Here is a 21,543-nt window from a genome sequence, read left to right as displayed (position 1 = left end):
GTTTGCTACGCCGCCGGCTGGGAGTGCGCCGCCTGAAGCAGGCGCTCTTCCTCTTCGGGCTGCGGATCGCGACCCAGCAGCATGCCGACGATCGTGACGACGGCTGCCACCAGGATGTAAACAGCAATCAGGTACCAACCGTGGTTCGCGGCACCGTAAAGCGCTGTGAAGATGATCGGCGCTACGGCTCCACCGATCACACCCGCCAGCGTGTACGCCAGCGAGCTGCCCGCATAACGGAGTCTCGCCGGGAACTGCTCAGTGATAAATGCTGCCTGCGGCCCGTACATGAAGGCGTGCAGGGCCAGGCCGATGACTGTGCCAATGGTCAGCATCAGGACGGACTTTCCCTGGATCATCATGAAGAACAGCGGAATGAAGGCTGCAGTCGCCGCGGCAGCAATGCCATAGACCCAACGACGGTTGAAGCGGTCCGTCAGCGCGCCGGCCAACGGGATCAGGAAGAGCTGGAAGGCTGAGCCGATCAAAATGGCGGACAGCACGTTGCCGGTGGTCATGCCCAGTTCCTTGGTGGCGTACACGGCGACGAAAACCGTGAAGAGCGCGTAGAGGATATCGGGGCAAACACGGGACAGGGCTGCTGCCACCAGGGCCTTGGGTTGCTGGGTGAAGACTTCCTTGATGGGTGCCTTGGGGCGGTCGCCTTGGGCCTGGATGGCCTTGAAGACGGGCGTTTCTTCGAGCTTGAGGCGGATGATCAGGCCGAAGACCACAAGGAGTGCGGAGGCAAGGAAGGCTACGCGCCATCCCCAGGAGAGGAATGCTTCGTTGCTTAGCGATGCGGCCAGTATGGCAAGGACGCCGTTCGCCATGAGGTTACCTGCCGGCGGGCCGATCTGCGCTGCGGAGGACCAGAATCCACGCTTGTTGGGATCGCCGAATTCGCTGGAGAGCAGGACCGCTCCACCCCACTCGCCACCCACGCCGATGCCTTGGGCGAGCCTCAGGAGGACGAGGATGGTGGGCGCCGCGACGCCGATGACGGAGTAGTCAGGCAACGCTCCGATGAGCACAGTGGCCACACCGATGAGGACCAGGGTGAAAACGAGGACATACTTGCGGCCGATCTTGTCGCCGAGGCGGCCGAAGATGACGCCACCGATCGGGCGGGCCAGGTAGCCGACAGCGAAAGCCGAGAATGAGAGCAAGAGGGCGACGAATTCGTCGTTGCCCGGGAAGAAGATCTTCGGGAACACGAGGGCCGATGCCACCGAGTAGATCGCGAAGTCGTAGTACTCCAGCGAGGTGCCGGTCAGGCTCGCGACGTAGGCCTTGAGCGCGCCTGGCGGTGGCTTCCTTGTCACTGCCTTGGCTGCATTGTTGGTGCTGGTCATGATGTCCTCCGGGGGGATGAGGGATGGTGCGGGAGCGCGGGTGGGCTAGAGGAACGAGCCGACAGTAACGCCGGCCTCGCCCAGTGCGGACTTCACTGCGGTAGCCATTGCAACAGCTCCGGGTGAGTCACCGTGCACGCAGATGCTTTCTGCGCGGATATTGAGGGAGGAGCCGTCTATTGCCTTGATGGATCGCTCGGTGGCCATCCGCAGAACATGTTCAGCTACCTCGGCGGGATCGTGCAGGACGGCCCCCGGCTGCGAACGGGACACGAGCGTTCCGTCCGGGTTATAGGCACGGTCTGCGAAGGCTTCGGACACGCCTCGAAGGCCTGCTTCCTCAGCCAGACGCAGGACTTCAGAGCCAGGCAGGCCGAGGATCGGAAGGTTGGGGTCAACCGACTTCACGGCGTCCACCACGGCGCGAGCCTGTGCGGTGTGCTTGACGATCGCGTTGTAGAGGCCGCCATGGGGTTTCACGTACTGGACGCGGGCGCCAGAGACAGCAGCCAGCGCCTGGAGTGCACCGATCTGGTAAACGACGTCGTCCGCCAACTCCACGGGATCGATATCCATGAAGCGACGGCCGAATCCCGCGAGGTCGCGGTAGCCGACATGCGCACCAATAACGACGCCGGCCTTGGCCGCCTTCGCGCAAGTGCTTCGGATGACGCTGGGGTCGCCGGCGTGGAATCCACAAGCAACGTTGGCACTGGAGACGGACTCAAACATGGCAGCGTCGTCGCCAAGTGTCCAGCGGCCGAAGGACTCGCCGACGTCGCTGTTCAGGTCGATGATTGCCATGATGTGATCCCTGCCTCGTGATGCGCGTTACATCCAGCATGCACCAATCTGCTGGATTGTTCAACAATCCAGCGATCCTAATTTTGGGCGATCGTGTAATTTTGGATGCATGGCCGGTGCAGATCAGGAATCAAGCGAACACGCTGGCCTCGACGGCGCACGCGCCCGTATGCGGCTCAGGGTTCCCTCCGTGGCCGAGCGCGTAGCTGAGGAACTGCGCTACCAACTGGCTGAAGGCTTCCTGGTTCCCGGGGCCAAGCTCACCGAGGCCACCATCGCCGAGGATTTGGGAGTCTCCAGGAACACCGTCCGCGAAGCCTTCGCAGAGCTCGCCGCTGAACGCCTGCTCCTCCGCCAGCCCAACAAAGGTGTCTTCGTAGCCACTTTGGAAGCCGGCGACATCCACGACGTCTACACTGTCCGACGCGCCATCGAGGTCAGCTCCATCCGCGCCGGCGGTTCGCCCGAACGCATAGCCGCCGTCAGGGCCGCCGTCGACGAGGGAAAGCGAGCGGCGGCCGCCGATGACAATGAAGGACTCGGGAGCGCCAACCAGCATTTCCACGGCGCTATTGTGGCCCTGGCCGAAAGCAACCGGCTGAACACGATCATGGCCCAGATCCTGGCTGAGATGCGGCTCTACTTCCACAAAGCCACCCTGAACGCGCACTTCTACAGCGACTGGCTCGAGGAAAACGAGCAAATCTGCTCAGCCCTGGAAGCGGGCCAGCTGGAACGCGCCGGAGACCTTCTCCTCGCCTACCTCAACCGTTCAGAGCAGCAGCAGGCCGCAATCCACGGCGAGTAATCAGCGCTTGCCCTTCTTGCGGGACCCCTTGCCCCGTCCCTTGTCCGGATTCGGTGCATAGCGCTGCGCCACGGCAGGTTTCTTGGGGCCGCCACCACGGCGATCGGGTTTCGGCGCTTTCTTGGGCTTCTCCTGCTGGGCGGACGGCTGACGTGAGCTCTGTGCCGTCCTGCCGCGTACGATCCCAATAAATTCCTCGATCACCGGGGAATCAGTTCCCACGAGCCAAGCCAAACCAATCTGCGTCGTGGGAGCACCGGTCAAACGCCGCATGACAGTGTCCTTGGCGTTCAGATGCCTGGCGACCGACATCGGCATGATCACCAGTCCGGCGCCGGAAGCGACCACTTGGAGGGCCATGTCCGGGCCGCCCATTTCCTCTACGTCTAGGAAGTTCTCCTCGGCCAGGTCCTCCAGTGCCACTTCCTCGAACACGGAGATTTCGTGGCCCTTGGGGGCAACCACCACGGGTTGCTCTTCGTACAGAGGAATGACGTTCAAGCCTTCGCGGTCCACGGGCAACCGGACAAAGCTGAGGTCGGCGGAACCGTCGCGCAGCACCGAAAGCTGCGCGTCGTCGTCGGACATGAACGAGTGCAAGGGGAAGTTGGGCATGCGCTCTTCCCACCGCCGGATCCATTTTCCCGGCGTCACGCCTGCAACATAGGCGAAGCGGAGACCGGCTAGGGGTTCGGTTGTTTCGGCGGAATCTTCTGCGTCTGGCACACACTCACAGTACCGGCCAGATACCCTTGAAGCATGACGTCCTCGAACTCCCAGTCCATGAAGCCGGCAACAGTTGCCAAGAAACTCGGCATCTACCTGCCCGCGACACCCCAGGAGTTCCAGGATTCGTCCATCTCCCGCGAAGAATTCGCCGAACTCCAGGCCAACCCGCCGGAGTGGCTCGCCGAACTGCGCCGCAACGGCCCGCACCCGCGCCCCGTCGTGGCACAGAAACTCAACATCTCCATCAGCGGTTTGGCCCGCGGCGGCGTCGAGGAAGCACTCACGACGGCGGAGATCACCGAACTGCTGCAGTCTCCCCCGCAGTGGCTGGTCACCGAGCGCGCCACCCACGCTGCCGTCCGCTCCGAGGCGCAGCGCGTGAAGGAAGAGGCTGCCAGGAAGGCCGCCACCAAGGAAGCCCGGGACAACGCCGCCGCGAAGCGCGATGCGCCGAAGACTTCCAAGCGCGATCACGCGTAGCTTTCATTGAGCTGTGGCCGGGACCCTGGGTCCCGGCCACAGCTATTTAAGTGCGTCAGTCCTGGTGCAGCTGAACGTAGTTTCCGCAACCGTCGTCAAATACTGCGCTGACTCCCGACGGGTCCTCGGCCGGCTCGCCCTTGAACGTCACGCCGGCGGCCAGCAAACGCTGGTACTCAGCCTGAACGTCCGGAACACCCAGGACAACCGCGGGCATGCCGGCCTCATAGACGGCATTCATGTAATTGGCACCGATCGGATTGTCGCTGGGTTCCAGGAGCAAACCGGTTGAATTGTTGTCCGCACCGGGGTCCTTGATGATGAAAAGGTTGTACTCAGGCATGGCCATCAGGGTCTCGAATCCCAGCGTCTCCGTATAGAACGCGTGAGCTGCTGCGGGGTCCTTGACGTGGATGCTGCACATTTTCAGTCTCATAGTGATTAGGCTACGGCCCGGGTGCGACAGGAAGTGTTCCACCGGGCCCTGAGCCCGCTGGAACAACAGACACGAAGACCCCTCGCGTCCATGCATTCCCCGGCGCATACTGAATTGAAAGCAGCGAAATCGCCTGGAGGTGGTCCGATGCCCGCCATGATGCTCCTGTGGGGCGTTGCCTTGGTTCTCGCAACCGCCGCAACAACATACGTCCTGCACCGAAAACTGACCCATGGACGCGGCCCGGAGCCCGACGGGCTTTTTTGGGACCTGTTTGCGGGGCTGGTGGTCATAGTGCCCGCCGTTCTGGTTCCCGCTGTGCAGTGGCCGCCCGCCGGCTTGATGATGGCCTTTTTGGCAGGAACGACGGCGGCAGCAACCTTGGCGGCCGCCCGCAAGGTGGAACGTGCCCACGCAGCTGAGCCCCGCCGTCGGGCAGGGTTTGCGGCCGATGCCGCCCGCCACCAAAGCATCCTGGCCCAATGGAGCCGCTACGAACTGGATCCCGGCCGCGCCATCGACTTCCCAGCCATGACTGATGTGCGGGCGCAGGAAACGGCCGCGCTCACCCGGGCCATGCGGGAGGCCGAGTACTGCAAGGTGACGGCCGGGACTGACTATCGGGCCGCCGTCGAGCATCTTGCGGAAGCCCTCACGGCAGCGGAGCGGGCAGCGGGTGTACCGACGCCCGCAATTGCTTCACCGACATGGCATTAGATGACAATCCCGGCGAGCAACATTGTCATTAAGTGCCATCTCGGCAGGCAGAGAGCTACAGGACCTTGCCCTTGAAGAACTCGGGCCGCAGACGGTACATCACCAGCATCATCACCACGCCCAGCAGGATCACACCCATTCCCAGCACGAACACCAGTCCAACCCCGCCCACGGACGAGCCTGAACCATACTCGGGATCCATCGAGTCCATGGCCGTCTTCACGAACATCACCAGCAGGATCACGCCACCGAGCAGGGGCGCCAGGAACTTGAAGAAGAAGGCCCGGACACCACTGAACGCTGAGGCGCGGAAGAACCAAACACAGGCCAGCGCAGTGATGCCGTAGTAGAAGCAGATCATCATGCCAAGGGCAGTGATGGTGTCCCACAGCGCGTTCTCGGAGACCGTGCGCGTGATGACGTAGAAAGCGGCTGCCGCAATGGCCGCGGCGATGGTGGCGAAGCTCGGCGACTTGAACGTGGGGCTGATCCGTCCGAACCGCGGGGAAATGGCGCGGTAGTGGCCCATGGCCAGCATGGTCCGGGCGGGTGAGACGAAGGTCGACTGCAAGGACGCCGCGGAGCTGCTCAGGATGGCCAAGGACATGAGGATCGCGAACGGGCCCATCACCGGCCCGGCCAAAACTGCGAAGATACTGGACTGGTTTTCCGGGTTGCCTGCACCCAATCCAGTCTTGCCAACGCCTGCAAATGACAAGGTAGCCAGAGCAACCGTCATGTAGATGATCACGATGACCAGCACGGTGATGGTTGCGGCGCGGCCAGGGGTCTTCTCGGGATTCTTCGTTTCCTCGTTCATGGTCAGGGTGACGTCCCAACCCCAGTAAATGAAGATCGAGAGCGACACACCCGCGGCAAAAGAGGAGAACGAATCGACGGCGAACGGGTTGAACCAGTCGGGTGAAATGGCGGTGGCGTCGAAAGCCGTGCCGTTGGCAACATGCGCGAATGCTGAGACCGCGAACCAGCCCAGAACCAACAACTGGAAGGCCACCAGCACGTACTGCACGCCCTTGGTGGTTTCCATGCCGCGGTAAGAAATCCAGCATGCGCACGCGATGAACACCAGCGTGGTAGCGATGTTCAGCGGCAGGATCTTACTGAGGTCAGCAAGCGATGGATTGCTGAAAATCTGGCCGAGCATCAGGTAGAAAAAGTCCACCGCCACCGCCGCCAGGTTGGACAACACGATGATCGTGGCGGCAATCAAACCCCAACCACCCATCCAACCGATCCACGGACCAAAGGCGCGGGTCGCCCACGTGAAGGAGGTTCCGGCGTCGGGCATTGCGTTGTTGAGTTCGCGGTAGCCGAGCGCCACCAGCAACATGGGGATGAAGCCCACCAGGAAGATGGCCGGAAGATGCACGCCCACTTCGGAGACGGTGGGCCCCAGGGCCGCGGTCAGGGTGTAGGCGGGAGCGATGCAGGAAACGCCAATGACGACGGCGCCGATGAGGCCCACCGATCCGGCCTTCAGTCCCTTTTCACTCAGGGTTGATTCTTTCGACTGGACCGTCTTTGGTGCAGTTGACATGGGTATTGCCTCTCAGGCGATTGCTAGGAGCTTTGACGCGTGTAATCGCGGGGGACCACGATCATGGGAACGGGCAGGGCCCGCAGGATCCGGTTGGCGGTGCTGCCAAGGAACGTGGCCCGGTGCTGGGCCAGGCGGCTTGAGCCAATCAGCAGGATTTCACCGTCTTCCCAGTCGAGCCTCTCCACGGCCTCTTCGATGGTCCGCCCCTGCGCCACGACGATTTCCGGTTCGGACAACGGCGCGTCCGGGGATGAGTTTCCGACGGCGGCAAGACGGTCGGCGGCATGCATCCAGGCGGCGTCGGCAACCGTCAGCGAGTTACCGCCGTCGAGCGCCAACAGCGAAACGAGCCGAAGCGGCAGGTGCCGGTCGCGCGCGGACTCGACGGCGACGTCGAGCAGTTCATCAGCGCCGGGGCGTGTGCCGAAGCCGCAACTGAGCCGGGTGATGGCGTCCTTCCGCTGGTAGCCGTGTGGAGCAAGAGCCACCGGCACCGGCGAGGAGTGCAGCAAAGAGCCCGCCACCGAGCCGATGGTGAACCGCTTGAACAGGCCACCGTTCGTGGCTCCGATGACCAGGGCTGCGGCGTCCATCTCCACAGCGGCGTCGATCAAGGTTTGGGCCTCGGAGTCACCGCGGCGGATGTGTGCGCGGGCGGTGACGTCGGACGGGACCAAAGCGAGGCCCTCATCCAGCCAGCGCTGGGCTTGTTCGTTGAGGATGTCGGTGTAACCGGCCTCAGGCGGGTACACCGCGTTGAACGGGGAGTCCTCAGGGATCACCAGGACGAGATCCAGGCTGACGTCCTGGTTCCGGGCCATTGCGACGGCAAGGTGAACGGCGTCGTGCCCCCTCGCGTTGGCGGTGTAACCAACTACGTAGCGCATGGTGGTCCCTTTCTTAAACAGTGCAGCCGGCAGGCCGGGGAATGGTGCTCCCCCGGCCTGCCGGTGTGGTTTCCACAGTGATTAGACCGCTACTGATGCCAGCTTGTTGGCTTCGACGATCCGTGCCGCGGTGGCCTGGCCCATGCGGACCGCGCCATCGACGTGCTGGTAGCCTTCGGCGGCGAGGTCCGAGGAGGACCAGTAGATCGGGCCCACGTTGGCGTGCTGGTCCTTGCCGTACCGGTGCAGGCCGCCGAGGTCGTAGCTCGAGGCGTAGGCGCCGCGGGTCCATTCCTCGGAGCCCCAGTCGGACTCGTAGTAGACCTCCGGGGTGAGGGCCTTTTCGCCGAGGAAACCGGCGATGGACTCGAGGATTGCCTTCTTGCGGTCTTCGGCGCTGAGCTCGAACACGGCGTCGGCCTTTTCGTCGGAGACGAAGCCCACCAGGGTGCCCCGGGTGTCGCCGTGGTTGGTGTTGTCGTAGACCTCCTGGACCAGCGCGCCTGCACTGAAGCCCGTGCCGGACAGTCCGTCTTCGCGCCAGAACGGGGTCTCGTAAACGGCGTGGACCTTGATGACCAGGCCCAAAGATTGGTGCTGGTGCATCTGGTGCTGGCGGCGGGGCAGCGGCGGGTTGAACGAGACGCGTGAGTAGAGGTTCGGCGGCACGGCCATGATCACGTAGCGGGCGTTGACTGTTGCCCCGTCAGAGACAACGGTGACGTTGTTCTCGTCCCAGTTGATGGTGCGGACCGGGCTGTTGAGCACGACGTCGGCACCCAACTCTGCTGCCTGCAGCAGGGAAACCTGCTGCATTCCGCCGATAACGCGCTTGTCCAGGATGAAGTCCTCATCCGTCAGGTGGGTGAAGGACCCTGCGGAAGCGGCCATCAGGACTGCCTGCAGTGCGGAGAATGCGTGGGCGGGCTTGGTGAGCATGCCGCCGGCGATGAAGAGCCCGATGTTGTTGCAGGCTTCCTCATCATTGGAGTTCTGGCGGAGCCAGTGGTGGAAGGAGATGGTGTCCAGCTCGCGTGCCTTGGGGTGTGCCCACGGCTCGGTGGGGCCAATTTCCGCGGCAAGTTCGTCCAGGATTGCCACGAGCTTGTCCATCTCGGCCTTGGTGGTCTCGTTTACCGGGAAGGTGTCGCCGGTGTACTGGGTGCGCTTGCCGTCTGCGCCGATGTAGACGGACTCGCCATCGCGGTAGCGCGGGTACATTTTCAGGCCGAGCTCGTCCAGCAGTTCCATGAGGGCCGTCTGGTCCGGTGAAACCCACTGGCCGCCGATCTCCAGCATGGCACCGTCGATGGTGTCGGTCCATGTGCGGCCGCCCACGCGGTCGCGCGCTTCGAGCACTGCGACGCTGAGTCCGGCCTTCTTCAATTCGCGTGCCGCCGTCAACCCTGACGGTCCGGCACCGACGATCACAACGTCGCGATCAAGATTCTGCATGATGTCCTCTCCGTGGCCGTCCTTGGTGGCTGACCAATAAATGAATGCCATTCATTTATCTCCATAGTAGCGGTTGACTGCGCGACTGTGAAGACCCGGTGGAATAATGCTGGGGACACAGGCAGCAGAAAGGCTTCCGATGCCCGCACCCACCCCCGTCCCATCCGCGACCTCCCGGCGGCGCGTCGGCCGACCCACGGCGGCGGTCCTGGACCAGCACGGCATCACGACGGCGGCCCTCACCTTGATCAGCAACAAGGGTTACGACGGGCTCACCATGGCGGCGTTGGCCCGCACGCTGGGGGTAGCTCCATCTGCCCTGTACAACCACGTGTCATCGAAAGACGACGTACTGGTACTGCTCATGGACCATCTCGCCGCAATGGTGGACGTTTCGGCGTTTGGGGCAGAACCGTGGGATGCTGCCGTGCGCCGCTGGGCATGGTCCTACCGTGACGTATTCTCCGAGCACACCCCGTTGATTCCCATCATTGCGGTGCTCCCCGTAGCCAACGCCCCGAAGACTCTGGCCATGTACGAGGCCGTGACCGCAGGATTCCGGGAAGCCGGCTTCCCGGAAGAACGGATCATTTCCGCGATCGTGGCCCTTGAAGCCTTTGTGTTCGGCGCCGCCTACGACGTCACCGCACCCGAGGACATTTTCGACGCCGGCAACCTCGCCGATCAGGTACCCAACTTCACCGCGGCCGTGGACCGGCTGGCCCTTGAAGGGCATGAGCGGCCTACCGATATTGCCTTCAGCCTGGGGCTTGAGGCGTTGATTACGGGGTTCGGGGCGCTGCGGCGCTAGCCATCCGGAACAACCATGCCAAATAAGTGCACTATGATGCACTTATGGAAGATAGTGCGGAGGCGTTGGCGCGCGCCATTGGTGAGCGCGTAAAACAGGAGCGCAAGGGCAGGGGCTGGACACTGGACCAGCTGGCCGAACTCGCGGGCGTGAGCCGCCGAATGCTCGTCAATGTCGAGCAGGGCGGTGTAAACCCCAGCGTTGGAACGCTTCTCAAACTGAGCGATGCGCTCGGCGTCGGCCTGCCAGCGCTGGTGGAACCACCCACGCCCCGCACAGCCAAACTCACTCGCAGCGGAGAGGGTGCTGTGCTCTGGAGCGGCCCCTTGGGTGGCCGGGGCGTGCTGGTCGCTGGCACCGAGTCTCCCGACGTCGTCGAGCTTTGGGACTGGACGCTGGCGCCCGGCGAGCTGCACGAAAGTGAGGCGCACAGCTCCGGTACCCGCGAATTGCTCCAGGTACAGGAAGGCTCCATCACGGTGGAGGTCGAGGCCAACCGCTACGAGCTGAGCACCGGCGATGCCCTGACATTCCGCAGCGACGTTGCCCACTCCTATGCCAACCCGGGCGGGCAGCCTGCCCGGTTCTCCCTTGCCGTGTTTGAACCGGGAGTAGGCATTACCCATCGAACGGAGACTTCAAATGCCTGAGACCACAAGCAGGACCCTCGGCGGGATGCCGCCGTGGTCGATGGCCGTCGCTGCGATGTTGGCCGTGCAACTCTCCAATGCCCTTTCCGTTTCAGTGATCGGAGAAGTAGGTGCAGCAGGCACAGCCTGGTTGCGCATGTGCTTCGGCGTGGTGTTCCTCTGGCTGATCAGCCGGCCCGCCATCCGCTCCCTGCGCCGCCGCGACCTGCCGGCGTTGATCGCCCTGGGAGTAGTGACCGGCTTCATGACCACCTTCTTCCTCGCCGCCGTCGAACGCATCCCGTTGGGGACCGCCGTCGCCATTGAATTCCTGGGCCCCCTCACCGTGGCCGGCGTGATGAGCCATCGCCGGAAGGCGCTGGTCTGGCCACTCCTGGCGTTCATCGGCGTTGTGCTTCTGACGGAGCCCTGGAGCGGCAGCATCGACCTCGCCGGGGTGGGATTCGCTCTTGCAGCAGGCACCTGCTGGGGTCTCTACAACGTTCTGACCCAGCACATCGGGGACCGCTTCTCCGGCATCAGTGGGCTGTCCTTGACGATCCCGGTCGCAGCCCTGGCCACGCTCCCGTTCGGGTTGCCGCAGGTTTTGGGCAGTGACCTTGAGTGGTGGGTACTCCCCGCGGCGGCAGGCATTGCACTGATCACTCCTGTGATCGCATTCGGCTTGGAGATGCTGGCCCTGCGTCGAATGACGCATACGGCGTTCGGCACGTTGCTGTCGATCGAACCGGCATTCGGCATCCTGATTGGCCTGCTGGTGCTCGCCCAGCAACCCACGATCCTGCAGCTTGTTGGGATTGCGCTGGTTGTCATCGCCGGGACCGCCGCCCAACAGGGCGGGAAAAGGGTTCCCGAGCCCGCTGCGCCAGCGACCATCTTGTAACACAAGTGTAGAGCTTGTATCCTAAGTGTTAGGCAATGATGCCCTGCCCCCTTAGGAGACCCTGTGAGCACCGTCGACCTCATCCGCCACGTCAAACTGTCCACGGCGCGCCTGCCACTCGCCGTGCCCATCAGTGACGCCAAAGTGTTCACCGGCCGGCAGAAACCCATGACCGAGGTGGTCTTCCTGTTCGCCGAGATCACTACGGAACAAGGCCACAGCGGCATCGGCTTCAGCTACTCCAAGCGCGCGGGCGGGCCTGCCCAGTACGCCCACGCCAAGGAAGTGGCGGAGGGCATCATCGGCGAGGACCCCAACGACATCGGCAAGATCTACACCAAACTTCTGTGGGCCGGCGCTTCAGTGGGCCGTTCCGGCGTGGCCACTCAAGCCCTTGCCGCCGTCGACATCGCGCTGTACGACCTCAAAGCCAAACGCGCAGGCCTCCCCCTGGCGAAGCTCCTGGGGGCGTACCGCGATTCCGTCCAGACCTACAACACCTCCGGCGGCTTCCTCAGCGCCACTCTTGAGGAGGTCAAGGCGCGCGCCACGCAATCCCTTGAAGAAGGCATCGGCGGAATCAAGATCAAGGTGGGGCTCCCCGATTCCAAGGAGGATCTCCGCCGGGTGGCCGGAGTCCGCGAGTACATCGGCTGGGACGTTCCGCTCATGGTGGACGCCAACCAGCAATGGGACCGCGCAGCAGCGCTGCGGATGGGCCGCCAATTGGAGGAATTCAACCTCATCTGGATCGAAGAGCCGCTGGACGCCTACGACTTCGAGGGCCACGCCCACTTGGCCCAGGTCCTGGACACGCCCATCGCAACCGGCGAGATGCTTGCGTCCGTGGCGGAACACAAGGGCCTCATCAACGCCAACAGCTGCGACATCATCCAGCCGGACGCCCCGCGCGTCGGCGGTATCACCCAGTTCCTGAGGCTGGCCGCGTTGGCAGATGAACGGGGCCTGGGCCTGGCCCCGCACTTCGCCATGGAAATCCACCTGCACTTGGCTGCGGCCTATCCCCGCGAACCGTGGGTGGAGCACTTCGACTGGCTGGACCCACTGTTCGAGGAGCGTTTGGAGACCAAGAACGGCCGCATGATCGTCCCGGACCGCCCCGGACTCGGTGTGACCCTGAGTGATCAGGCACGTGCGTGGACCACCGAATCCGTGGAGTTCGGCGCGTAATCTGGAACTCATGAGCCGAAACCTGACCGCGGATCTCGCCGCCGACCTCCGCAACCGCATCGTCGACGGCGTCATCCAACCGGGTGAGAAGCTTCCCAGCGAAAACACACTTATCGGCGAATACGGCGTGAGCCGGACCGTAGTCCGTTCCGCACTGACCCGCTTGCAGGCCGAAGGCCTTGTGGAAACAGAACGCGGGCGGGGCAGTTTTGCGCTGACCCCGCCGGCGGAGGGCCCTACCACGGCGCCCGGAACCCGGCCGGTGTCCAGCATGGAGGAACGGCTGCAAATGCTCGACTTCCGGATCGGCGTCGAAGTCGAAGCAGCGGCACTTGCGGCCAAAAACCACAGCGAGAGGCAACTCAAAGCCGTCCACGGCGCGTTGGAGCAGTTCACCGCGAACGTCGCGCATCCGGCACATTCCATGAAGGCCGACTTCGAATTCCACAGGGCTGTTGCTGCGGCCTCCGGCAATCCCTTCTATACGGACTGCATTTCCGCCCTCGGCCAGACCATGATCACCATGCCACGCCCCCGCCTCGTCACCGGGGATGACCAGGAAACCCCTGAACGCTTCGACCAGGTGATTCACGAGCATTCCTCCATCTACGCAGCAATCGCCGAGGGCGACCCCGTAGCTGCCGCGGCAGCCATGCGCCTCCACCTCAACAACTCACGACGGCGGTTCGCGGCTTCCGCGCGCGGCTGACCCTTGGGTGCCGTCCCAACTAGGTAAGGGATTGTCACATGACGTTTTACGTGTTCCCGCGAGGAAACATTTCGCCCTCTGGCGACGCTGTTTAACGGAATTGGAATCCCCACGTCGCCCCATTGAGAACTATTGATTGAAGTTTCACGAAACTGGCATCCGAATTCCGAGGACCGCTAACTTTTGAGGACCCAGTTATTTTCATCAACCGGGATATCCATCAAAAGCCTTTGGGTGCTTCGTTGCAGGGATTCCTGTCTTGTCATGCACCCGGACAGAAAGCACTCCGGCATGACAACACAGCAAACCGAAGCATCAACCATCCACGCCTATCTTGAGCAGCTGCCAGACAGCATCGAGGCCATCGCCCCCAGCCCGAGGACCACCCGCTACAGCCACGACGCGGCCACCGCCAAAGCCCTCTCCGCAACGCAAACGGAAGGTCCCGCCGTCGTTCTTCCCGCGACGACAACCGAAGTCCAGGAGGCCGTGAAGCTCGCAGCGGAACTGGGCATTACGGTGGTCCCCCGCGGTGCCGGCAGCGGCCTCTCGGGAGGGGCGACTGCCACGGTAAACCAAGTGGTCATTTCCACGGAAAGGCTTAACCGGATTGTCGAAATTTCTCCGCTGGACGAAGTCGCCGTAGTTGAACCGGGCGTCATCAATGCCGAACTCAATAAACACCTCGAACCCTACGGTCTTTTCTATGCACCGGATCCGGCAAGTTTCGACATTTCATCAATCGGCGGAAATATCGCCACCAACGCTGGCGGACTCAGGTGCGCCAAGTACGGGGTGACCCGGGAATCGATCCTGTCCCTCGACGTCGTGCTCGCCGACGGAAGCCTCATCACCGTGGGTCACCGCTCCATCAAAGGCGTCACCGGTTTGGACCTGACATCGCTGTTCGTCGGCTCGGAAGGCATCCTCGGCGTCGTCGTGAGCGCGACAGTAAGACTCCGCCCCATCCCCGTCGCCCGCAAGACCGTCAGCGCCTTCTTCGACAGCACGGCCCAGGGAACGGAGGGCCTTGCAGCCATCACGCTCTCACCCGTACGCCCGGCCGCCGTCGAGTTTTTCGATACCCCGAGCCTGCAGAACATCGACGCCCACTCCGGAACGGCGCTCCGTGACCGCGGCGCCGCACTGATCCTGATCGAACTGGACGGCTTCGGCATCGGCGATCAGGCCGCTGCCTTGGCCACGGCCCTCAGTGCCGTCGGTGGGCGGGTCACCGTGGAAGCGGACGACGACGGCGTGCGGCTTTGGGAACTGCGCCGCAGCGGCCGCGGCCTCCCGCAGGACAAGTGGTACATCGGCGAGGACATCGCCGTCCCGAAGTCCCAGCTCGGCAAGGTCTACGCTGCGTTCCCCGCGCTGGAAGCCCGCTACGGCGTCGACATTTCGGCGGTGTCGCACGCAGGGGACGGGAACCTTCATCCCCTCATCACCTTGGACAGGACGCCCGACGACGGCCCGCACCCTCCTGCCGCCCTGCAGGAGGCAGCCACTGAACTCGTGAAGGTAGCGCTTTCGCTTGGCGGAACGGTCACCGGTGAACACGGCGTGGGCACCATCAAGAAAGAATGGGCCGCCCTGGAACTGTCCCAGCGCAGCCGCGAACTGCAGCACGCCATCAAGGCCGCGATCGACCCCCAGCACCTGCTGAACCCCGGCAAGGCCATCTAGGCAACCAGCAAAACCCGGCCCCCAACGGCCATCCCCAACGCATCCCAGGAGAACCCATGAACACCTTCACCACCCCTGAATTCCGCAGGCGCGCCTTCCTTGCAGGCCTCGGCGCCCTGTCCACCTCCGCATTGATCACGGCCTGCGGCGGGCCTACCGCCAGCACGGGCGCCAACGGCGGTTCCCCGGTGGAGGGTGGCAACATCACCTTCCTGATCCAGGGCTACGACACCGGCTGGGTCCCCAGCAAGACCGCCATCTCCAGCTACGAGGGCAACCTCTGGGGCCAAATTACGGACAAGCTGGTGTACGTCAACGAAAAGGGTGAACTCAGCCCCTGGGTCGCCGAGAAGTGGGAAGAACTCAACGGGGCAAAAGACTTTGTCCTGCACCTGAAGGAGGGCGTGACCTTCTCCGACGGAAGCCCGCTGGACGCTGCGGCCGTGGTTGCCAACCTGAACGCCTGGGCCAAGGGTGACTCCGCCCGCGGCATCAGCAAGGTCGGATTGTTCCCGTCCACTAACTTCGCCTCCGCCGAAGCCACCGACCCCAAGACGGTCAAGGTCAGCTTCTCCTCTCCGGCCCTCGGCTTCATTGCCACGCTGGCCTACCACGGCTGCATCCTGCTCTCGCCGAAGACCCTGGCGTTGCCGGTCGAAGCCCAGGCGGACCTGAGCCAGGAAATCGGCAGCGGTCCTTTCGTGGTCAAGTCCTGGAAGCAGGGCGACAGCTACGTTCTGGAAAAGCGCAAAGACTACAACTGGGGTCCGGCCGCGCTCGGCCACACTGGTCCGGCCCGCTTGGACACCATCACGTACAAGGTCATCAAGGACACCTCGGTGCGGACATCCACAGTGGTTTCCGGCCAGGCGGATGTCGCCTTCAACGTTGAGCCGCAGGAGATCGAGTCGCTCAAGGCCCAGGGCTTCACTGTAGGGACCCCCCGCTATCTGGGCTTCGTTGACGGTTTCCAGGTAAACACCACGGCCTTCCCCACCAACGAGCTCGCGGTCCGCCAGGCCATCCAGCACGGCATCGACCGCGAAGAGATCCGCAAGACCGTCTACACCGACGACTGGAACGCAGCCACCACGTTCATCCAAGGCAACGTCCCCGAAGCCGGCGAGTTCAGCGACTCCTTCAAATTCGATCCCGAGAAGGCCAACAAGGTCCTGGACGACGCTGGCTGGACCAAGGGTTCGGATGGCTACCGCACCAAGGACGGCAAGACCCTCGAGTTCACGCTCACACCAAACCCGTACGTTCCCTCCACCAAGGCCGAAGACGAGCTCATCGCCCAGCAGCTTAAGAAGGTGGGCATCAAGGTCAACCTCAAGGTGGTGGACGTTGCCGGGTACGCAGCCATCCAGGCCAGCAAGCCGCCGCTGTTCCAGACCTCGCGCAGCTTCGTCGACGTCGGAACCGTCGCCGGTGTCCTGACGAGCCAGAACAAGGGCGAGGACTGGTTCAGCGTCGGAACCTCCGACCAGAAGCTGAACGACCTCTCGACGGCGATCGCCACCGCCTCGGACAGGGCTTCCCGTGAGAAGGTTGCTGACGAACTGCAGAAGTACGTCCTGGACCAGGGCTACTTCGTCCCTCTTAACCAGCTCGTCCAGCGCCTGTACCTGATCAGCCCGAAGATCAAGGACGTCCAGTACAACGGCCTGGCTTACGCGAACTTCTACACCGCCTGGATTTCACAGTGACCGGCGATTACAAGCGCTTTGCCCTTACCCGGGTGGGTCAGGCAGTCATCGTTGTCCTCCTCGCCTATGTCCTGACGTTCCTGGTCATCAGCGTGCTTCCCGGTGACGCCATCACCAACACGCTCCGCGACCCCCAGCACGGACTCAGCGAGGAGGACATCCAGCGGATCGTGGCCTTCTATGGGCTCGATCAACCGGTGGCGGTCCAGCTCCTCCTGTCGCTTGGCCGGTTCCTGACAGGTGAACTCGGGTTTTCGCTGCAGTCCAACCTGCCTGTGACGCAGATCGTCGGGGATGCCCTGCCCTCCACCCTCACTCTGGCAACGAGCGCCCTGGTGATTTCGGTGGTTTTCGCCGTCGCCATCGCCTACGGTGCCCAGTATCTTCCAGGGAAGTGGGCGGCAATTGTCCGCTCCATCCCGTCGTTCTTCCTGTCCGTGCCGAACTTCGTGATCGGCCTCATCCTGATCGAGTTCTTCGCTTTCCGGCTCCACTCGTTCACCACCACGGACCCCAACAGTCCGGTGGCTACGCTCTTCGCCGCCATCACCCTGGCAATCCCCGTCTCGGCGCCCCTGGCCGAGGTGCTGATCGCCAGCCTGGATCACGAATCCCGGCAGGAGTACGCCGTGGTGGCCCGCTCCCGTGGACTGACAGAAGCCAGCCTTTTCGCGAAGCACCTGGTTAAACCGTCGGCTCTTCCGTCCGTCGCGATGGTGGCCCTGATCGTAGGTGAACTCCTGGGTGGCTCGGTCATCACGGAAACCATCTTCGGCCGGGACGGCATCGGAACCGTTGTGCAGAAGGCGGTGACGGGTGAGGACCAACCGGTGCTTCAAGCGGTCGTATCCCTTTCAGCCGTGGTGTTCGTGGCGGTCAACCTCCTGGCGGACCTTGCCTCACCCTTGCTGGATCCGCGCGTCAAACTCCGGGAGAAGGTAAGCGCATGACCACCCTCCTCAGCGATCCTCAGCTGAACCAGTCGGAACCCACCCAGCGGAAACTGACGGACGGCCTTCCGCCCGTCACGGTGATCCTGTCGTTCGCGGTGGTTCTCCTCGTGATCCTCTGGTCCCTCGCTCCTGGCATCTTCACCCACTACAGTCCGGTTACCGGCGATACCGCGAGCAAGCTGGCCGCTCCCAGCGCAGCACACTGGTTCGGGACCGACTACCTTGGCCGGGACCAGTACGCGCGCGTCGTCTACGGCACGGCTTCCTCGGTGACGAGTGCCTTGGTGGCCGTCCTGATTGGCCTGCTGGTGGGCAGCGTCATCGGACTGGCCGCTGGTTTCCGCGGCGGCTGGACCGATTCCATCCTGGGCCGCTTCGTCGATGTTCTTCTGGCCATTCCCGGCTTCCTCCTGGCGGTGGTCATCGTCAGCTCCTTGGGTTTCCAGACCATCAACGCCGCCATTGCAACCGGTGTGTCCGCCGTCGCCGTTTTTGCCCGGCTGATGCGTGCCGAGGTGATGCGCGTCCGCGGTGCCACGTACGTCGAAACGTCCTATCTGGAAGGCGGCAACCGCCTCCACGCTTTGCTGGGACATATCCTCCCCAACGCGTACCGCTCTGTGCTTGTCCTGGCCGTGCTCCAATTCGGCACGTCCATCCTGGTCATCGCATCACTGGCCTTCCTCGGCTACGGCGATCCGCCCCCTGCCTCCGACTGGGGCTTGCTGGTGGCCTCCGGCAAGACCTACGTCACGGCACCGTGGCTCGTCTACGCGCCGGCTCTGGTCATCGTCATAACTGTCTTGTCCGTCAACCGCATCAGCCGCTGGCTGCGAAAGGCGAAGTGACATGAGCTCCCTATTAACAGTGCAAGGTTTGTCGATCGCGTACGATCGTGCCGCCGTCGTCCATGATGTGTCGTTTTCACTCGCCAAAGGCGAGAGCCTCGCGCTGATCGGCGAGTCCGGTTCGGGCAAGTCGACCATCGCGAAAGCCGTTCTCCGGCTGCTCCCCCACGGTTCAACCACCACCGGCACAGTGGAGCTGAACGGCAAGGATCTCCAGTCCCTGCCGGAAAAGCAGTTCCGGCCGTACAGGGGCCGGGAACTCGGATTTATCCCGCAGGACCCGGCATCGGCGCTCAATCCGGTCCGGACCATTGGCGCCCAGGCGCACGAGGCGGCCGCGCTGCTCGGGGAGGCAGATCCCGATGTGCGACGCCGCAAAATCCTCCAGGTGCTGGAGCAGGTGGGCTTGCCCGACCCCGTCCGCGTGTACAACTCCTACCCGCACCAACTCTCCGGCGGCATGCTCCAACGCGTCCTCATCGCCCTGACCGTGCTGCCGCGGCCGTCGCTGATCGTGGCTGACGAACCCACCTCGGCGTTGGATGTCACGGTGCAGAAGCTGATCCTGGACATGCTGACCGAGCTCCGGAGCGAGCTGGACATCAGCCTGCTCCTCATCACGCACGACCTCGCGATCGCCGCCGAGCGCGCCGATTCGCTGGTGGTCCTGAAGGATGGAGCGGTGCAGGAGCGCGGCGCTTCGCGGGAAATCTTCGCAGCGCCGAAGTCCGAGTACGCAAGGACTCTCCAGGCAGACGTCCCCGCCTTGCACCCGGACAGGTACCGGAACCAGCGGGTCACCGTTAACGCAACGCACGACGACGGCTCCCGGACTGACGCGGCCGGCCCACGTTCTGTTGAACCCGCGCAGATTGACGTCCGGGCGGTGACCAAGCGCTTCACAGCCGGCGGCAAGGAAGTGCTGGCCGTTGATGGGGTCTCCTTCTCCGCGGAACGCGGACGCACCCACGCGCTTGTAGGCGAATCAGGATCGGGCAAGACAACCGCGGTCCGGCTGCTGCTCGGTCTGGAACAAGCGGACGGTGGGGAGATTGCGGTAGCCGGCGAATCGACGTCGGGCCGGTCGCGGGCTGAAGTCCGTGAGATCCGCCGCCACCTCCAGCTCGTGTACCAAAACCCGTTCACCTCTTTGGACCCCACCTGGAAGGTCAGCAGGATCATCCGCGAACCCCTGGACCAGTTCGGCGTGGGGACCAAGGCCGAACGGACCCACCGCGTCCGGGAAGCCTTGGAAGCAGTGGGCCTCCCGGAATCCGTGGCGTCACGCAGGCCCGCGAACCTATCGGGCGGCCAACGTCAACGCGTAGCCATCGCCCGCGCCCTCGTGGTGCGTCCCGACGTCGTGGTTTTGGACGAACCGACATCCGCGCTGGACGTGAGCGTCCAAGCCGGAATCCTCGAGCTGCTTTCCAAGCTGCAACGCGAACTGGGCCTGACATACCTGTTCGTTTCCCACGACCTCGCCTTGGTGCGGCAAGTGGCGGACACAGTTTCCGTGCTTCGGCGTGGGCAGGTCGTGGAAGACGGACCTGTGGAGGACATCTTCCTGCGGCCCCAACACCCATACACCCAAACACTTCTGGACGCGATCCCGCTGTCCACAACCGTGGGGTCCTCCGAAACCAAACAACTAGCGAAGGCATCAGCATGACCTTGAACCTGACCACCACCAGCAGGCCTGCCCTGATCGAGGCCTTCACAGCACCCAAGGGTTTCGGTGATGCGACGCTGCGCGACAAGCGTGCCGACGCAATCGAACTCTTGGGCGGAATCCCGGACCCGGGCGTCCTTCCCACCACGGAGATCGCGGAAGCAACAGCCCGTGTGCTGGCCAAACCCGGCGTTCCAGCCCTGCAGTATTCACGCACCGAAGGCATCTCCCCGCTGCGCGAATGGATCGCCGAGCGTGAGGGGGTCTCCGTGGACCGCATCCTGATCACCAACGGCGGCTTCCATGGACTGTCCCTGGCCATTCAATCCGTGGTGGAGCGCGGTGACCTGGTAGCTGTGGACAATCCGATCTTCCCGTTGTTCCTGCGTGGCTTGCAGCTCTCGGACGCCAGGACGCTACCGGTGTTCGTCGGTGCGCGCGGGCTGGACGTTGACCACCTCAGCGAGCTGCTGCGCGGCGGCGCCCGGCCGTCCGCCCTTTATACCGTCCCGGACTTCCACAATCCCTCGCAAGGCACGCTCCCAGGTGAGGCACGCAAGGAGTTGGTCCGGCTCGCGGAGCACTATGGCTTCGTGATCCTGGCGGACAACCCGTACCGCGAGCTGCGGTTCGCCGGAGAGCAGGAAAGCGTGGAGGAGTTCAACAACTCGGACCATGTCCTGCACATCAACACGTTCACCAAGACGCTGGGACCCGGGCTGCGGCTTGGTTGGACCGTCACCCCCGAACACCTGGCCCGCGACCTTGTGGCGCTCCGCAGCCGGCAGGACTCGCACAGCTCTACGCTGGTCCAGGCCATTATCGGCGAGCTCGTCACCTCCAACCCGCGGATCTTCGACTCCACGCTGGACAAGGCACGTGCCCTGTACCGGAGCCGTGCTGAGACCCTGGTGGCAGCGCTGGACAGGGAAGCGCCCGGGGCGTTTGAGTCCGTACTCCCCGAGGGCGGGCTGTTCCTGTGGCCACGACTGGCCGACGATTCCGTGGATCCGGATCAGTTGGCCGCAGATGCCAGTGCGGAGGGCGTCGAGTACCAGCGCGGTTCGTTCTTCCCCTCGGGACCGGGAACCGACTCCGACCGCCACCTGCGCCTGGCCTATGGCGATGTTCCGGCCGAAAAGCTGGAGGAGGCCGCGGCCCGCCTTGGCCGCGCCCTGAAGCGCCAAGCCTAGCCC

General features: G+C 63.7%; 21 protein-coding genes. 14 read left to right on the top strand and 7 right to left on the bottom strand.

Annotation, left to right across the window (positions count from 1 at the left end):
- Positions 1–5 precede the first annotated feature (5 nt).
- Both AB0N72_RS09765 and AB0N72_RS09760 read right to left on the bottom strand, forming a co-directional pair.
- Complete coding sequence (locus AB0N72_RS09765) at positions 6–1,355, bottom strand: MFS transporter (protein ID WP_363932425.1); 1,350 nt, start codon at positions 1,353–1,355, stop codon at positions 6–8.
- 45 nt (positions 1,356–1,400) lie between these two features.
- Positions 1,401–2,159, bottom strand: coding sequence for a 5-oxoprolinase subunit PxpA (locus AB0N72_RS09760; protein ID WP_363932424.1), 759 nt, complete (start codon positions 2,157–2,159; stop codon positions 1,401–1,403).
- 109 nt (positions 2,160–2,268) lie between these two features.
- Here AB0N72_RS09760 and AB0N72_RS09755 point away from each other — a divergent pair, with 109 nt between their 5' ends.
- Positions 2,269–2,967: a GntR family transcriptional regulator gene (locus tag AB0N72_RS09755; RefSeq protein WP_363932422.1), complete on the top strand. Its 699-nt coding sequence runs from the start codon at positions 2,269–2,271 to the stop codon at positions 2,965–2,967.
- Here AB0N72_RS09755 and AB0N72_RS09750 read toward each other — a convergent pair whose 3' ends face one another.
- On the bottom strand, positions 2,968–3,693 hold the full coding sequence (locus AB0N72_RS09750) for a LysR family transcriptional regulator substrate-binding protein (protein WP_363932420.1): 726 nt from the start codon (positions 3,691–3,693) through the stop codon (positions 2,968–2,970).
- A gap of 33 nt (positions 3,694–3,726) precedes the next feature.
- On the opposite strand from AB0N72_RS09750, the gene AB0N72_RS09745 reads away from it, so the two are divergent.
- A complete protein-coding gene (locus tag AB0N72_RS09745) occupies positions 3,727–4,176 on the top strand; it encodes a DUF5997 family protein (protein WP_363932418.1) in 450 nt (149 codons plus the stop codon).
- 55 nt (positions 4,177–4,231) lie between these two features.
- On the opposite strand, the gene AB0N72_RS09740 is transcribed toward AB0N72_RS09745, so the two are convergent.
- Positions 4,232–4,612 (bottom strand): VOC family protein, encoded by a 381-nt coding sequence (locus AB0N72_RS09740; protein WP_363932417.1) that lies wholly within the window; start codon positions 4,610–4,612, stop codon positions 4,232–4,234.
- Between the two features lie 147 nt (positions 4,613–4,759).
- Here AB0N72_RS09740 and AB0N72_RS09735 point away from each other — a divergent pair, with 147 nt between their 5' ends.
- Entirely contained in the window at positions 4,760–5,329 is a 570-nt protein-coding gene (locus AB0N72_RS09735) for a hypothetical protein (protein WP_363932416.1), read from the top strand.
- 55 nt (positions 5,330–5,384) lie between these two features.
- Here the strand turns inward: AB0N72_RS09735 and AB0N72_RS09730 are convergent, their stop codons facing one another.
- The 3 genes from AB0N72_RS09730 to AB0N72_RS09720 all read right to left on the bottom strand — a co-directional run bounded on the left by AB0N72_RS09730 (position 5,385) and on the right by AB0N72_RS09720 (position 9,232).
- A complete protein-coding gene (locus AB0N72_RS09730; protein ID WP_363932414.1) occupies positions 5,385–6,887 on the bottom strand; it encodes an APC family permease in 1,503 nt (500 codons plus the stop codon).
- A 23-nt stretch (positions 6,888–6,910) separates the two neighbouring features.
- A complete protein-coding gene (locus AB0N72_RS09725; RefSeq protein WP_363932413.1) occupies positions 6,911–7,777 on the bottom strand; it encodes a universal stress protein in 867 nt (288 codons plus the stop codon).
- An 81-nt stretch (positions 7,778–7,858) separates the two neighbouring features.
- Positions 7,859–9,232 (bottom strand): NAD(P)/FAD-dependent oxidoreductase, encoded by a 1,374-nt coding sequence (locus tag AB0N72_RS09720; protein WP_363932647.1) that lies wholly within the window; start codon positions 9,230–9,232, stop codon positions 7,859–7,861.
- Between the two features lie 106 nt (positions 9,233–9,338).
- On the opposite strand from AB0N72_RS09720, the gene AB0N72_RS09715 reads away from it, so the two are divergent.
- The 11 genes from AB0N72_RS09715 (at position 9,339) to AB0N72_RS09665 (ending at position 21,540) form a co-directional block, all read left to right on the top strand.
- Positions 9,339–10,043: a TetR/AcrR family transcriptional regulator gene (locus tag AB0N72_RS09715; protein ID WP_363932410.1), complete on the top strand. Its 705-nt coding sequence runs from the start codon at positions 9,339–9,341 to the stop codon at positions 10,041–10,043.
- Positions 10,044–10,087: 44 nt separating this feature from the next.
- Positions 10,088–10,693 (top strand): XRE family transcriptional regulator, encoded by a 606-nt coding sequence (locus AB0N72_RS09710; protein ID WP_363932408.1) that lies wholly within the window; start codon positions 10,088–10,090, stop codon positions 10,691–10,693.
- Positions 10,686–11,576, top strand: a complete 891-nt coding sequence (locus AB0N72_RS09705) for an EamA family transporter (RefSeq protein WP_363932405.1) — start codon at positions 10,686–10,688, stop codon at positions 11,574–11,576. Before AB0N72_RS09710 ends, AB0N72_RS09705 begins: the two co-directional genes overlap by 8 nt.
- Before the next feature lie 63 nt (positions 11,577–11,639).
- Entirely contained in the window at positions 11,640–12,767 is a 1,128-nt protein-coding gene (locus AB0N72_RS09700) for a mandelate racemase/muconate lactonizing enzyme family protein (RefSeq protein ID WP_363932403.1), read from the top strand.
- A 10-nt stretch (positions 12,768–12,777) separates the two neighbouring features.
- A complete protein-coding gene (locus AB0N72_RS09695) occupies positions 12,778–13,476 on the top strand; it encodes a FadR/GntR family transcriptional regulator (protein ID WP_363932401.1) in 699 nt (232 codons plus the stop codon).
- Between the two features lie 291 nt (positions 13,477–13,767).
- Complete coding sequence (locus AB0N72_RS09690; protein ID WP_363932398.1) at positions 13,768–15,165, top strand: FAD-linked oxidase C-terminal domain-containing protein; 1,398 nt, start codon at positions 13,768–13,770, stop codon at positions 15,163–15,165.
- A 56-nt stretch (positions 15,166–15,221) separates the two neighbouring features.
- Positions 15,222–16,874: an ABC transporter substrate-binding protein gene (locus AB0N72_RS09685; protein ID WP_363932397.1), complete on the top strand. Its 1,653-nt coding sequence runs from the start codon at positions 15,222–15,224 to the stop codon at positions 16,872–16,874.
- Entirely contained in the window at positions 16,871–17,824 is a 954-nt protein-coding gene (locus AB0N72_RS09680) for an ABC transporter permease (protein ID WP_363932395.1), read from the top strand. The genes AB0N72_RS09685 and AB0N72_RS09680 overlap by 4 nt, the downstream gene beginning before the upstream one ends.
- Complete coding sequence (locus tag AB0N72_RS09675) at positions 17,821–18,675, top strand: ABC transporter permease (RefSeq protein ID WP_363932393.1); 855 nt, start codon at positions 17,821–17,823, stop codon at positions 18,673–18,675. Before AB0N72_RS09680 ends, AB0N72_RS09675 begins: the two co-directional genes overlap by 4 nt.
- Position 18,676: 1 nt before the next feature.
- The gene (locus AB0N72_RS09670) at positions 18,677–20,347 is read left to right on the top strand and encodes an ABC transporter ATP-binding protein (protein ID WP_363932392.1); all 1,671 of its coding nucleotides are present in this window, start codon (positions 18,677–18,679) and stop codon (positions 20,345–20,347) included.
- The gene (locus AB0N72_RS09665) at positions 20,344–21,540 is read left to right on the top strand and encodes a PLP-dependent aminotransferase family protein (RefSeq protein WP_363932391.1); all 1,197 of its coding nucleotides are present in this window, start codon (positions 20,344–20,346) and stop codon (positions 21,538–21,540) included. Before AB0N72_RS09670 ends, AB0N72_RS09665 begins: the two co-directional genes overlap by 4 nt.
- The last annotated feature ends 3 nt before the right edge of the window (positions 21,541–21,543 follow it).

The organism is Paenarthrobacter sp. NPDC089307 (genome assembly GCF_040685055.1).
Lineage (GTDB): Bacteria > Actinomycetota > Actinomycetes > Actinomycetales > Micrococcaceae > Arthrobacter.
This window is presented reverse-complemented; position numbering and strand designations above follow the sequence as displayed.